The organism is Ruminiclostridium cellobioparum subsp. termitidis CT1112 (genome assembly GCF_000350485.1).
Lineage (GTDB): Bacteria > Bacillota > Clostridia > Acetivibrionales > DSM-1351 > Ruminiclostridium > Ruminiclostridium termitidis.
Map to the genome: position 1 here is coordinate 79,154 of NZ_AORV01000022.1, position 13,381 is coordinate 92,534.

Here is a 13,381-nt window from a genome sequence, read left to right on the forward strand (position 1 = left end):
ATCACCATTATAAACTCTGAGAGCAATAATTGCTATATTCGAACAAATAGCGGCCATATTTGCGCAGATACTGTTAATTTAAGAGGCTATAATTATCATAGAGAGTAATATCAGAAAATTATCATAGGAGCAACTATCAGGTAATTGACATGTCAATACAATGAAAAATAACGGCAACATATAATACGTTTTAGAACGGGAGATCAGTATGCAAATCAATGCTTTTGAGAAGGATTTACCTGAAATAGCGGCAAAATCCGCAATGTCCAGGCATTCAAAATATCTTGATAAATGGTGTTATGAGCTGGGCCTTATACTTAAAGCCGTTGAGGGTGTGTGGAGGCTTACAGGCAAAAGTGAATACTTTGATTACATAAAGCATTCGGCCGATAGATTTATAGACAACGGGGGCAATATAATTGACTACGACATAAACGAGTTAAATCTCGATATGGTCAATCCCGGAAAAATACTGCTGCTATTGTATAACGAAACCTCGGATATCAGGTACAGGAAGGCTGCCGGCACCTTGAGAAAGCAATTGGACAGGCAACCCCGTAACCGCCAGGGAGGCTTTTGGCACAAAGCCGTGTATCCCCATCAGATGTGGCTTGACGGTGTATACATGAGCTCTCCCTTTTATGCTCAATATGCCCTGCTTTTTGATGAGGTCCAGGCATTTGACGATATAGCAAACCAGGTCATCCTGCTGGCTTCCAACGCGAAGGATACTGCAACCGGCCTGCTGTACCATGCCTGGGATGAAAGCCGGGGTATGAAATGGTCAAATGACATAACAGGCTGCTCGCCCCATTTCTGGGGACGTGCCATGGGCTGGTATGCAATGGCTGTTGTGGATATTCTGGATTTCTTCCCCTCAACCCATCCAAAACGCAGTGTAATTTTAGAGATCCTTAAGAATCTGCTGACCGCTCTTGTACAATTTCAGGATGAAGAGACAGGCCTGTGGTATCAGGTTGTCGATTTACCCGAACGTAAAGGAAATTACCTTGAGGCCTCCGCCTCCTGTATGTTTGCATATTCATATGCAAAGAGTATTTCCTGCGGCTATCTGGACGGCACATTCAAAACACCCCTGCTTAAGGCTTATAATGGTGTACTCCGGCACTTGACCTACATTGATGACCTTGGCTGCATGAACCTCAAAAATGTTTGCAGTGTTGCGGGCCTGGGCGGCAATCCCTACAGAGACGGCTCCTTTGCCTATTATATAAGCGAACCTGTGGTCGAAAACGATTACAAGGGCTATGGCCCTTTGATGCTGGCCTTAACGGAAATTGAGAAGCTGAGGAGGAAAAATTTGATATGACAAGCTCAACCGGTTTTAATAATATAATTGATTTTGGTGCCGTTTCCGGCGGTGCAGAGCTGTGTACAAAGGCATTTTTTGCTGCCGTTGAAAAATGTACGCAGCATGGAGGGGGAACCGTATATGTTCCGGCCGGGACCTTTCTCACCGGCCCCATTGAGTTGAAAAGCAATGTGACCCTTCATCTTGAGGCCGGTTCCAGAGTATTATTCAGCGTCAGGATAGAGGACTACCCTTTGAGGGAGGTCAGATGGGAGGGCACCGAAAGGCCGGGCTATATGCCCATGATTTATGCCCGGGCTGCCCAAAACATATGTATAACAGGCACCGGAACAATAGACGGTCAGGGAGGCTTCTGGTGGAAAAGCCATCTGGATGGAAAACTTTTACATCCCCGTCCACGCCTTTTATATTTTGAGGACTGCAGCAGAATCCTCCTGGAAAAAGTGCTGCTGGTCAATTCTCCCGCCTGGACGGTAAATCCTGTCCGGTGCCGGAACATTACCATAGACAATATCTCGATAGTTAATCCTCCCAATTCTCCAAACACCGACGGAATAAACCCCGATTCCTGCAAAAATGTGCGGATTTCAAACTGCCAGGTGGATGTTGGGGATGATTGTATTGCCATAAAGTCCGGTGTTGAGAACGGGAAATATCTGATACCCTGTGAAAATGTCTGCGTGACCAACTGCACACTGCTCCACGGCCATGGCGGTGTCGTCATCGGAAGTGAAATGAGCGGGGGAATAAGAAATGTTGTTATATCCAACTGCATATTTGAGGGCACCGACCGGGGCATCCGTTTGAAAACACGCAGGGGCCGCGGAGGAACCGTCTGCGATATAAGAGTGAGCAACCTGATAATGAAAGACGTTATGTGTCCCATCGTAATGCATCAGTTCTACTTTTGCGGAGAAGGCGGCAAGGAAAAAAAAGTCCGGGACAGGGAAAGCCATCCTGTTACAGCTGAGACTCCCGCATTCAGGAGTATTCATTTCAGCGGCATCACAGCTGTCAATGTCCACGCTGCCGCCGCCTTCCTTTACGGGCTTCCCGAAATGCCCATAGAGGATATAACCTTTGACAGCATCAGCATATCCATGGCGGAAAATGCCGTTCCCGGAGTACCTGCCATGATGGAGGGCGTTGGAGAAACCTTAAAAATGGGAGTATTTTGTGCCAACGTAAAAAATATAAGCTTTAACAATGTGTCGGTAAGGGGAGTTGAAGGCCCTGTCTACCAGCTGAACTCAGCAGAAGGGGTCACCTTTTCAAACTGCAGGCTGGACAGTTACAGCCAGCCTGCTCTGGTTAAGCAGGAGACGGCAGATAGTACCTTTCCCTTAAAAACTCCATTCCTCTGTCCATAATATCCAGCCTTGCATTTTCCATGAGGATATCAATAAACGGCTTCCTTTCCTTTAAAAGCCCGAAGGTATATTCATAGTTGAAGGAACCTTCCCCTGCCTGGACAACCTTCAGTTTATCACCCTCTGCAACGAAGTCCTTTGCATGAAAGGCTGCCATTCGGTTCCCAAAAAGCCGGAAGGCTTCCTCCACCACTTCCTCCTGCCTGCGATAATTATCGGCCGTCAGGAGGTTAACGGGGTCAAATACCACCTGTACGTTGTTTGAGCCAAGTTGGTCCAGTGTCCTTGCAATTTTTTCAGTATTGTTCATGGTATAATGGCTTACACCTTCCAATCCCACAATCACACCGAATTTTTCAGCCTCCTCCGCCAGTTCCTTCAGGCTTTCCAGCAGCATTTTAAAATCCCTCTCCCCATGGTTTTCAGGATTGTAGGAAAAATCTGCATTCAGTGAACCTGTCTCGGTTGCGACAATACTGCTGCCGAAGTCCCTTGCATATCTTATATGTTCCTTAAACCTGTCCAGCTGGCTTCTGCGGATATCAGAGTCAGGATGTACGGGGTTTATGTAGCATCCCAGTACTGCAATCTGAATATCATACCTGTCAAAAGCCCTGTAAATATGATTGGCCAGTCCGGGACTAAGTCTGCCATTATCATAATCTATCCCGTCTATTGCTTTGTTAAGCGCCAGTTGTATACTGCTGAAACCCTTGCCGCCTATTTTTTTTGCCAGCTCTTCAACCGGCTGTTTTCCGAAGTCATGTGCCCTGACACCCAATCTCATACTGTCACCATCACTTTCCATTTAATGATATCTAAAGTTCCTGACACTTCCCTGTCTTCTTGAATTCAAGGGGTGTCATTCCTGTGGTATTCTTGAAAATTGTTGAGAAATACTGTACGTTCTGATAGCCCAGTTCCTCACATATTCCGTATATTTTTTTGTTTGTGTTCCTGAGCAGTTCCTTTGCCATTTCCATTTTTACCTTTCGCACGTACTCCACAAACTGGGTTCCTGTCTCTTCCTTGAATATTCTGCTCAGGTAGGAGGGATTCAGATTTACGTGCTCGGCCACCTCTCCAAGGGAAATATCCTTGTTGCAGTGCTCTTTAATATAGTCTACGACCATCTTTATAACATACCCCGATCTGGCTGTTTTTCTCTCGTTAATGATACTGCAGACCCTTGAAGCAAGATCACAGTACCAGTCCTTCATCTCTTCCATGGTCTGCTTTTTAAAAATTTCTCCATATAAATGCACGGGAGTGCCGTAAAGCTGCTCCGGCAAAATATTGATTTCATAGGTAGTTCTCAGCAAGGTGGAAAGAAGCTGGCAGTATACCTGCTGAACGTAGTAATAGGGGATGCTCTTTCCTTTCAGCAGGCCATCTATCCGGTTACTGACAAGTTTCCGGACCTCTTCCTCCTTGCCGGTCCACAGAATATTCTGGACTGAAGTCAGGATATCACCTAAATCAGGAATCATATATTCCCGCTTTGTATTCTTTATTTCAACATTGTCTATATACAAAACTGCGTTGTTGCCATATACCAGCCTGTAGTTGAGAGCTTTGACCGCTTCCTGATAGGATTCGGCAACCTCCTTCAACTGCGGGTATATCCTGCCTATGCCGGCACTGACCGATATATCTATTTCCCTCTTCAGAGTATTCTTTATAGTCTCGGCTGTCAGCGCAATATCCTTTATGGTTGCGGCATGGTCGGAGGAGGCGTTGAATATGGTAACAACCTCGTTATTATAGCTCTGAAATATAGTTTTCCTGTATTCCGGAGGTATGAGCTCCTGTATCATTTCAGATATCCTGAGATGGATGATCTGTACACTTTTTTCGAAGAATTCCTCTGAGGTATCCTCTATATTGTCAATTGAACAGACAAATACTCCCACATCATTTTCATCAATGTCTATATCATAGGTGGTGAATTGTTTTCCATAGTCCCCCGTAAGTCTTGTTTTTCCGATAATGAGGCTGTTCAGGTAATGTTCCCTGAGTATGGGAAGGTTTGAAAGATATAATTCCTCATATTTATTGTTTTTCTCTTTTTCGGTTTTTTCCTGAAGGATCAGGTCACGGAGCTTGATCACTTCTTCAATGATTTTCTGCTTCTTGAGCGGCTTTGTTATATATGAGCAAACCCCAAGCTCAATGGCCTCCCTGGCAAAATCAAATTGCTCGTAAGCACTGATGAGGATTATTTTTACACAGGGGTTCAGCTTCCTGATTTCCTTTACAAGCTCAAGTCCGTTCAGGCCCGGCATCTTTATGTCTGTAATTATTATCTCAGGATGCAGCTTTATTGCCATATCCAGGGCTTCCACCCCGTTTTTCGCAGTTCCGGCAATGCTGATATCAAAGCTTTTCCAATCTATGCTCTCCCTGATCCCCTCAACAATGATCTGCTCATCATCTGCAATCAGCATTTTCAACATGACAAGTCCTCCCGGCCTTTAATAGTTTTCTGATATTTTTTTGAACGGAATTATAATGGTCACCTTTGTACCGGCTCCCCTGGTACTTCTCACAGTCAGGCCATACTCGGCTCCGTAATACAGCTTTATTCTCTTGTTTATATTTGCAAGGGCAAAGTAGTTGCCACTCTCGGCCTCCATGCTTTCAAGAAACACAATAATTTTTTGAATGTTTTCCTGATCAATGCCAACTCCGTCATCCTCTACCGTAAAAAATACCCTGTCTTCTATTCTTACACCCTTGACCTGGATACGGCTTTCCTCAGCTTTGGGCTCTATACCATGACAGATCGCATTTTCAAGCAGCGGCTGCATCATAAAATTTGGAATATTCATATCAATTATTTCATCATCAAAATCAAACTCACAGGTAAACCTGTTGCTGAACCTTATCCTCTGTATCTGAACGTAGCTTTTCAACTGTTCCAGCATATCGGCGACAGATATGAAATCCCGCCCTGCATTGAGACTCTTCTTGAAATAATCCGATACCGAACCTACCAGCACCTCCAGTTCCTGATATCTTTCCAGCTGGATAAGCCAGTTCATGTTATCAAAAATATTATAGATAAAATGGGGATTGATTTTTGATTGCAGCAGCTTCAGCTCGGCATCCTTTTGCAGCAGTTTCTGCTCGTAAAGCTCCCCGAAAAGATTTTTTATCCTGCCCACCATGTTATTGAAGCTGGTATACATATACCCGAATTCATCCTTTTCATGGTGTTCTATATTAATGCCGAAATTACCCTTTTCAACCTCCTTCATTGCATAAATCAGCTTTTTGAGCTTTCTGTATATCTTACCCGACATCAGCACAATAAACAGTGAGGCGGTAATTACATTCATTATAAGAAACAGAACCAGAATATAGTCTCTTAGCTGTGCCATCTGTTTCATGGTCGTGTTTGCAGGCACAAAATTAACAAATTTCCAGCCGGTGTATTGGGAAGTATCATACACAATAATGTATTCGCCATTTGAAACCTTTTGCAGACCTTCTCCCTTTTCAGCCTTCACCAGCTTTTTTATTTCCTTCTCTATATTCTGCGGATAGCCCTTGCCTTCAGGCACCGAAGAGGCAACAATATTCCCTTCGCTGTCCAGTATCATTGATCCGGCCTCGGAATCACTTTTTATAATATTGCTCAGATAATATTTGTCAAAGTTGACGGCAAGCGTACCGGCCCTGTTCCCGTTGGACAATACATAAATAGGTCTTACAAAGGTAATCTGTTCATAATTCCTATCCTTTATAAAGTTGATATTCTGCCTGTATTTATTGGTGAGAACAAATCTGCCATCCTGAATTTGCAGTTTATAGAAATAATTCTTTTTTTCAGTGTTCAAATAGGAAAATACCCCATAATCACTGGTATACAGTTTATTATTTACATTCAGATACAAATCGATTGAGGCGGCACTTTTGACCGAATTGGTAACTATGCTCTGAAGAGTGCTTATTATATCGGGATTAATGCGGTAGCTGGGTGTGCTGCTCCGCTGGGACGGGTCAACCTGCTGCTGGATCAGCTGGTTGTTCTGAATAACATCTGCGGTATACTCCATGCCTTCCACAATCATGTCGGTATACTCCACTGTTTTCTTGACATTGCTCCTGCTTTCCTGAATAACTATCTGCCTTATATTTGAAGCGTACAACCTGTAAAAGAGAGAATTGAACATAAAAAATATTACTATGACAATAAGAAAAAAATACACTATGATTTTTTTCTCTGTTGCAAAGATTTTAAAGTTTGTGTTGGTCTGACTGCTGTTGGGATCTTCTCTCATTTGCAGTTCCTCCTGCCTGAAACAATGTACTTTTTTCCATACAGCCAAAAAGCCGGCAGACTCAGAATGTTAGCCCTCTTCTGAATCTGCTGACTTTTGTTTGCTTATTCTATTTTTTGCTTGTTTTATTTTTACTTTGTTTTATTTTTATATTTGTCTTATTTTGTTTGCTGTTTACTATCTGCTTATTTATTCAGCTCTGCAAGCATCCCATCCCCGTTGATGCTCTTCCAGAAGGCCTCATATTCCTTGTATCCCTCATCAACCGAACATGATCCCATTATGATCTTAGAGGATATTTCATCAATTTTCTTCTTATATCCGCTCAGATTCTTGTTATAGAGATCCGACTTGTTGCTGGGAATAGAGTACTTGGGTCCGAGGTGCCTGTTTGTCTCATCATTGAATTTAACCTGCTGAGGTATTAGCTTTTCTATTGTTTCGGACCACTTAAAGCCAAAATCGGTTATCTTGGGATAATACAGATAGAACTGATTTACATCGCATTTATAACCTGAGTTCTTAGCTTTTTCAGTGGGTGTTATCACATTGTTTTCCAGAGTGTAGTGTTTGCCTTCAACCCCAAGGCACCTGAGCTTGACACCCTCTTCGGAATAAACGTAGTACTTAAGTACATCAAGTGCTCTGTCGGGGTTCTTTGATTTTGAAGATATGCAGAGGGCGTCCTGAATTGCTTCGTACAGATTGCCGCCCTGGCCTTTTGGCCCTTTCAGCTCATAAATGGGTACAAATTCGGTGGCTGCCTTTACATTTTCGGCCTCCGTGATAAAGTATATGTATCTATTATAATAGTCCAGTGTTGACGCGGCTTTTCCTGAGAAAAGGTTCTCTCTTATTGTTGTATTCTCATTCGTCAGAAATTCCTGATCCCATATCTTTTCCTTATAGAGTTTTGCAACATATGCAAGCGCTTCCTTTGCTTCAGGCGTATTGAACCCGTCAATATACTTGCCGTCCTTTTCCCCTATTCCGTAATATGCACCAAACGGATTAAAGAAGAAGGGAAGATTGTCGAGGAACTTGGCAAAAGTAAACGGTATAACTCCCTTTCCCACAAGCTTCTTCATCTCATTATAGAATTCGTCGGTGGTAGGTGTCTCGGAAAGTTTTACTCCGTTTGCATCCATTACGTCTTTTCTCATCCATATGAACTTGGAGAGAGGCACATACATGGGCACTCCCTGCAGCTTTCCGTCAGCCTTCAGGTAATCCAGGTATGTCTGGTCAACCAGTGAAGTTATTTCGGGCGCCTGCTTGATCAGATCATCCAATGGCATTGTATAACCTCTTGATGCCATGACATGAATATTGTCCATTGCTTTTCTTACCGCAAATATATCAGGTATATCCCCTGAAGCAAGAACAACATTCAGTTTGTCATTGTAACTGCTCTGAGGAGGTGCGATTACTTCCAGATCGGTATTTGTCCTATCCTCAATGACCTTTTCAACCTCGGCCATCAGTTCAGGATCAACGGCCTCTCCTCCCCATCCTGTCTGTGAAAGGAAGAAGGATAATTTGACCTTTTCCTTGGGAACATCCATCTGTTGATTTGACGACACCGCAGCCGTGCCGACGGCAGCCTTGGTGCTGTCGCCCGCTCCCGCCTGTCCACTCTCTCCTCCGCAGCCGGCAAACATTACCACTGCCATTACAGCAACCATTATCAGCGCAATTACTTTTCTGATTTTAGCCATTTGTTCTACCCCTTTCTATTAAATTATATATCAAAAACCAATGGACAAATAGTCCCACGGTTTTTTGCCGGTTTTGGAAAAATTACATTTGCTTCTATCATTTGTTTCTCCCTGTTCAATCCATGTACCGGGTACTGGCTCAGCCCTTTACAGATCCAAGCATAATGCCCGATATGAAATACCTCTGTATGAAAGGGTAGAGTATAAGTACCGGCAGCATGGTCATTATCATTACGGCCATTTTGAAGTTATTTAGTGCCGATGCCGATGAAATAGCCGATTCCGACTGGAATATCAACTGCCGCAGCAGTATTTGAAGAGTATACTTACTGGTGCTGTTTATGAACATAACAACGTTCAGATAGATATTCCAGTGAGATACAGCGTAAAACAGGGTCACTGCCGCTATAATGGGAATTGAAACGGGGATGACTATTTTTATCAAAATCCCCAGCTCGGTGCAGCCATCCAGTCTTGCTGATTCTATCAGGCTTTCGGGAATGGAGGCCATATAATTTTTCATGAGGATCAGGTTGTAGGTGGAAATTGCCGAAGGAATTATCAAAGAGAGATAGCTGTCTATCATCCCAAGTTTATTAACTACAAGGTAGAAGGGGATGATTCCCGCATCCAGTACCATGGTTGCAACTACGAATCTCAACAGGAAATTTTTAAATATTAAATCTTTCTGAGCCAGTGCATACCCCATTACAAGTGTCATACCCATTGAGAAAAGGGTTGCACTGATTGTAACAAACAGCGAATTATAGAAGGCGGGCATATATCCGCTGTTAAAAATTGCAGAATAGTTTGCAAAAGTAATGGCTTTGGGTATTAGCACATATCCCTGCCTGGCTACAACCTCATCCGGGGAAATTGACGTAGAAACAACAAGCAGCAGAGGTATTAAAACTATCAGGCTTACCAGAATTAAAAACAAACCGTTTCCCAACACAAATATTCTTCTTCCCAGGCCAACATTTTTCACAGCTCTCACCTCCAATGTAATTTATTGTTATAGAATGCTTTCATCAAGGAATTTCTTGCTTGCCTTATTGCAGCCAATGACCAGAATGGCGCTTATAACCGCAGTAAATAAACTTACTGCCGTTGCGTAGCCGATATTTCCGTTCAGCAGTCCTTCGGTAAAGGAGTATGTGGTTAAGACCTCGCTGACACTGTAAACCGGCGGGACATACATAACCAGAACCTGTTCGAATATGAGAAGTATACGTGCTACCGTCAAAAGCAGTACGGTGGCTATGGTACTCTTCAGGGAGGGCAGAGTGACATACAGCAATTTTCCCCAGTAGCCCGAACCGTCCACAGTAGCCGCATCGTACAGCTGCTCGTCAATGGAGGATATGGTAGCAATATATATAATCGTTCCGTAACCCACATCTCTCCATATATAGGAGCTTACCAGAACAGATCTGAACCATTTGGGATCAACCATAAAGTACTGGGGCTCCAGACCGAAAGCCGAGATGATTTGATTTACAAAACCATTGCTTGGGGACAGCACCATGGAAAAAATAGCGCCTATTACAACCCAGGAGAAAAAGTGGGGTATGTAAACTACAAACTGAATTGCCCGCTTGATCCTGGTTATTACTATTTCATTCATTAAAAGCGCAAGTATTATGGGCAGCGGAAAATAGAACAGCAAATTGTACAGGCTTATCAGAAGAGTATTTCTGAAGGCTCCCCAGAAGCCGGGCGAACCGAATAACTGCTTAAAATTCTCCAGGCCTGTAAAGGAAATGTCGGCCCTTGTCCCATAATCGGTAAAAGCCGCAATAGCTCCTGCCATGGGGGCATATTTGAATATGAGGTACCAGACTACTCCCGGAATGAGCAGCAAAAGTACTGCTCTCTGCCGCTTAATCTTACTTTTTAATTCACTTTTCCGGTTGCTTTGTATTGAATTTTGTACAGATAATTGTGCCGGGTTTGTTTTCATACTGAAAGCTCCTTATCATTTCTTTGAATATGTCGGTGTCCAGTGATTTAATGTTATATAATTCCGGAAGCAATTACTACATGACAGTTTTTAGGTTTGTTACACATTTTTTACATGCCTGCAGGCAGCAAAAAAATATATCAACCTGTGAGAAAACCCGGCTTTCCCCTTCTGTTACTAATAAACCTGCATATATGCTTTCGATAGATATCCCGTTTTATTATAAAATCTTTACTTTACTAATGTTTTTTTTACCATCCCATACCCGGCTGCCCTTATGATTTAATTGTTCACTATTGATTCATTATGGTAAACAATCAACGTGTCTCCTCGATAATGGGCGATTTACATAAAATTAATTGTCGAATTTTGGTGATATTCTACCAAACCATATAATCCGCATATATGCAGTATTTGACAGACTTATTGGGATTAATATAATATTGAATCGTTATCTATTTTGTAGTATAATTCGACAATATAATACTATTTTTTCTTTTTTCTACAACAACGTCAGTTTACTGTTTAACTCTCAGGTGACATTGTCGTCACATTTAATATTCGGACTGATTGTTTTACTGTGTCAAAATGGAAGAGTATAACTTAATCGGTTTGCTAAATATATAGATAAATGCAAGCTTATTTTTTTGAAACTGCGTTAAAAGGGTCGCAGCTAGGAGGTCACATGGCAAAATATATACTTAAGAGATTGTTGGTTTCATTATTGACATTATGGATTATGTTTACATTAACTTTTTTCTTGATGCATTTAACACCAGGCAGCCCATTCCTGGGAGATAAAAAATTAACTCCTGAAATTCTGGCAAACCTTGAAGCAAAATATGGTTTGGATAAGCCAATCCTGGTTCAATACGAAAAATACGCAAAAAATGTCCTTACCGGAGACTTTGGCGAATCAATCACTCTGGCAGGACAGGATGTAAAGGACATAATAGTGAGAAAGTTCCCATATTCTCTTAAACTCGGGCTCTTTTCCAGTGCCATTGCCATCCTTGTGGGTACTGTACTTGGTACTATCAGTGCACTAAAGAAAAATACGGGAACCGACAGGGCAATAATGCTGATCGTAACTATAGGTATAGCTGTTCCCAGCTTTGTTGTAGCCACGGTAAGCATGGTGGTATTCGGGGTCAAATTTCATTTGTTCCCGACGGTAAGTCATCTGGATACCCTGTCCAGCTATATCCTGCCCGGCTTTGCGCTCTCCTTTTTCCCGCTGAGCTTTATTACAAGACTTATGCGTTCATCAATGCTGGATGTCATTAATCAGGACTATATCAGGACTGCACGTGCCAAAGGGCTCTCCGACAGGATGGTTATTTTTAAACATGGCTTGAGAAATGGAATTCTGCCGGTTGTCACCTATGCCGGCCCAATGGTTGCAGGTGTGCTAACAGGTTCCTTCGTAATAGAATCCATATTTTCCATTCCCGGATTGGGAAGTTCTTTTGTAACCAGTATTACCGCAAAAGATTATCCGACAGTAATGGGTGTAACCATCTTCTTCGGTGCGGTGCTTATTTTTATGAACTTCTTGGTGGATATAATATACAGATTCGTTGATCCGAGAATCAATATTACAAAATAAGCAGGGTTTCATTACAAAATATTGCTGCGGGGCAGCGGAATGGAGAAAGAGATGAATAAATCCGAAATTTTAGATAATAAATTGTTTATGCCTGCCACAGAGAGTGAAAAGGCAACGGTCGAAGTTATGCGGCCGTCGGTGGGGTATTGGAAGGATGCCTGGAAAAGGCTCAGGACCAACAAGGTTGCCATGGGTTCACTGATCGTTATATTGCTGGTTATATTGGCAGCCATCATAGGTCCAATGCTTTCACCATATGCATATGACCAGATTAATAAAGGCAGTGAGAATTTATCTCCGAATGCCCAGCATATTTTTGGTACCGACAGCCTTGGAAGAGATTTGTTCACCAGAACCATGATCGGTGCCAGGATCTCTATTTCTGTCGGTGTTGTTGCCGCTATAATGATATCCATAATAGGCATACTGTACGGCGCAATTTCCGGTTTTCTCGGAGGCTGGGTCGATATTGTAATGATGAGAATTGTTGATATAGTTTATTCCATACCTACAATTTTGATCGTTATACTGCTCCAGGTAGTTCTTAAAAACCCCATAGACAAATTCCTGTCCTCCGCAAATGCTCCCGGTTTTCTCAAAGGCCTGGGAGTCGGTTTGATAAGTATATTCTTTGTTCTGGCACTGCTCTACTGGGTTGATATGGCCAGAATAGTCCGCGGACAAATCCTGGCTTTAAAAGAGCAGGAATATGTCCTGGCTGCAAAGGTGCTTGGCGCCGGCAGTAAGGATATCATATTAAAACATTTGATTCCTAACTGTATCGGTCAAATAATTGTTGTTGCAACCCTAAAAATACCTGAAGCCATATTCGTGGAATCATTTTTAAGTTTCATAGGTCTTGGTGTATCCATACCCATGGCTTCACTGGGGTCCCTGTCACAGGCGGCGCTGAAGGGTATATATTCATATCCCTACATGCTTATTTTCCCGGCTGCAACCATAAGTATCATCATATTGTCCATGAATCTTTTTGGGGACGGGCTCAGAGATGCACTGGATCCAAGAATGAAGAAATAGCTTTGGGAGAATTACAATTACTGTTTTTAGGCCGCTCAGCGGCTCAAAGCCATAACATGGCTTG

General features: G+C 42.7%; 10 protein-coding genes. 4 read left to right on the top strand and 6 right to left on the bottom strand.

Annotated elements, in window-relative coordinates; genetic code table 11:
- Window positions 1–208 precede the first annotated feature (208 nt).
- Together CTER_RS06040 and CTER_RS06045 are read left to right on the top strand one after the other, a co-directional pair.
- Complete coding sequence (locus CTER_RS06040) at window positions 209–1,330, top strand: glycoside hydrolase family 88/105 protein (RefSeq protein WP_004624394.1); 1,122 nt, start codon at window positions 209–211, stop codon at window positions 1,328–1,330.
- Window positions 1,327–2,703, top strand: coding sequence for a glycoside hydrolase family 28 protein (locus CTER_RS06045; RefSeq protein ID WP_004624407.1), 1,377 nt, complete (start codon window positions 1,327–1,329; stop codon window positions 2,701–2,703). Before CTER_RS06040 ends, CTER_RS06045 begins: the two co-directional genes overlap by 4 nt.
- Here CTER_RS06045 and CTER_RS06050 read toward each other — a convergent pair.
- The 6 genes from CTER_RS06050 to CTER_RS06075 form a co-directional block, all read right to left on the bottom strand.
- On the bottom strand, window positions 2,645–3,511 hold the full coding sequence (locus tag CTER_RS06050; protein ID WP_004624387.1) for a sugar phosphate isomerase/epimerase family protein: 867 nt from the start codon (window positions 3,509–3,511) through the stop codon (window positions 2,645–2,647). The two genes, CTER_RS06045 and CTER_RS06050, sit on opposite strands and share 59 nt — an antisense overlap.
- Window positions 3,512–3,521: 10 nt before the next feature.
- Entirely contained in the window at window positions 3,522–5,159 is a 1,638-nt protein-coding gene (locus CTER_RS06055; RefSeq protein WP_004624465.1) for a response regulator transcription factor, read from the bottom strand.
- Between the two features lie 18 nt (window positions 5,160–5,177).
- Window positions 5,178–6,989 carry a sensor histidine kinase gene (locus tag CTER_RS06060; RefSeq protein ID WP_004624479.1) on the bottom strand — a complete coding sequence of 604 codons (1,812 nt, stop codon included), beginning with the start codon at window positions 6,987–6,989 and terminating at the stop codon, window positions 5,178–5,180.
- A gap of 185 nt (window positions 6,990–7,174) precedes the next feature.
- Window positions 7,175–8,707: an extracellular solute-binding protein gene (locus tag CTER_RS06065; RefSeq protein WP_004624323.1), complete on the bottom strand. Its 1,533-nt coding sequence runs from the start codon at window positions 8,705–8,707 to the stop codon at window positions 7,175–7,177.
- Between the two features lie 139 nt (window positions 8,708–8,846).
- Window positions 8,847–9,695 carry a carbohydrate ABC transporter permease gene (locus CTER_RS06070; RefSeq protein WP_004624388.1) on the bottom strand — a complete coding sequence of 283 codons (849 nt, stop codon included), beginning with the start codon at window positions 9,693–9,695 and terminating at the stop codon, window positions 8,847–8,849.
- Window positions 9,696–9,722: 27 nt separating this feature from the next.
- Window positions 9,723–10,670 (bottom strand): ABC transporter permease, encoded by a 948-nt coding sequence (locus CTER_RS06075; protein ID WP_004624470.1) that lies wholly within the window; start codon window positions 10,668–10,670, stop codon window positions 9,723–9,725.
- 685 nt (window positions 10,671–11,355) lie between these two features.
- Here CTER_RS06075 and CTER_RS06080 point away from each other — a divergent pair.
- Together CTER_RS06080 and CTER_RS06085 are read left to right on the top strand one after the other, a co-directional pair.
- A complete protein-coding gene (locus CTER_RS06080; protein WP_004624327.1) occupies window positions 11,356–12,279 on the top strand; it encodes an ABC transporter permease in 924 nt (307 codons plus the stop codon).
- 51 nt (window positions 12,280–12,330) lie between these two features.
- Window positions 12,331–13,317, top strand: coding sequence for an ABC transporter permease (locus CTER_RS06085; RefSeq protein WP_004624379.1), 987 nt, complete (start codon window positions 12,331–12,333; stop codon window positions 13,315–13,317).
- Window positions 13,318–13,381: the final 64 nt, after the last annotated feature.

What these genes read in the sequence shown, in the direction of transcription:
- CTER_RS06050 (WP_004624387.1), bottom strand. Translation starts at nt 3,511, where the DNA reads ATGGAAAGTGATGGTGACAGTATGAGATTGGGTGTCAGGGCACATGAC.
- CTER_RS06060 (WP_004624479.1), bottom strand. Translation starts at nt 6,989, where the DNA reads ATGAGAGAAGATCCCAACAGCAGTCAGACCAACACAAACTTTAAAATC.
- CTER_RS06040 (WP_004624394.1), top strand. Translation starts at nt 209, where the DNA reads ATGCAAATCAATGCTTTTGAGAAGGATTTACCTGAAATAGCGGCAAAA.
- CTER_RS06055 (WP_004624465.1), bottom strand. Translation starts at nt 5,159, where the DNA reads ATGTTGAAAATGCTGATTGCAGATGATGAGCAGATCATTGTTGAGGGG.
- CTER_RS06075 (WP_004624470.1), bottom strand. Translation starts at nt 10,670, where the DNA reads ATGAAAACAAACCCGGCACAATTATCTGTACAAAATTCAATACAAAGC.
- CTER_RS06065 (WP_004624323.1), bottom strand. Translation starts at nt 8,707, where the DNA reads ATGGCTAAAATCAGAAAAGTAATTGCGCTGATAATGGTTGCTGTAATG.
- CTER_RS06085 (WP_004624379.1), top strand. Translation starts at nt 12,331, where the DNA reads ATGAATAAATCCGAAATTTTAGATAATAAATTGTTTATGCCTGCCACA.
- CTER_RS06080 (WP_004624327.1), top strand. Translation starts at nt 11,356, where the DNA reads ATGGCAAAATATATACTTAAGAGATTGTTGGTTTCATTATTGACATTA.
- CTER_RS06045 (WP_004624407.1), top strand. Translation starts at nt 1,327, where the DNA reads ATGACAAGCTCAACCGGTTTTAATAATATAATTGATTTTGGTGCCGTT.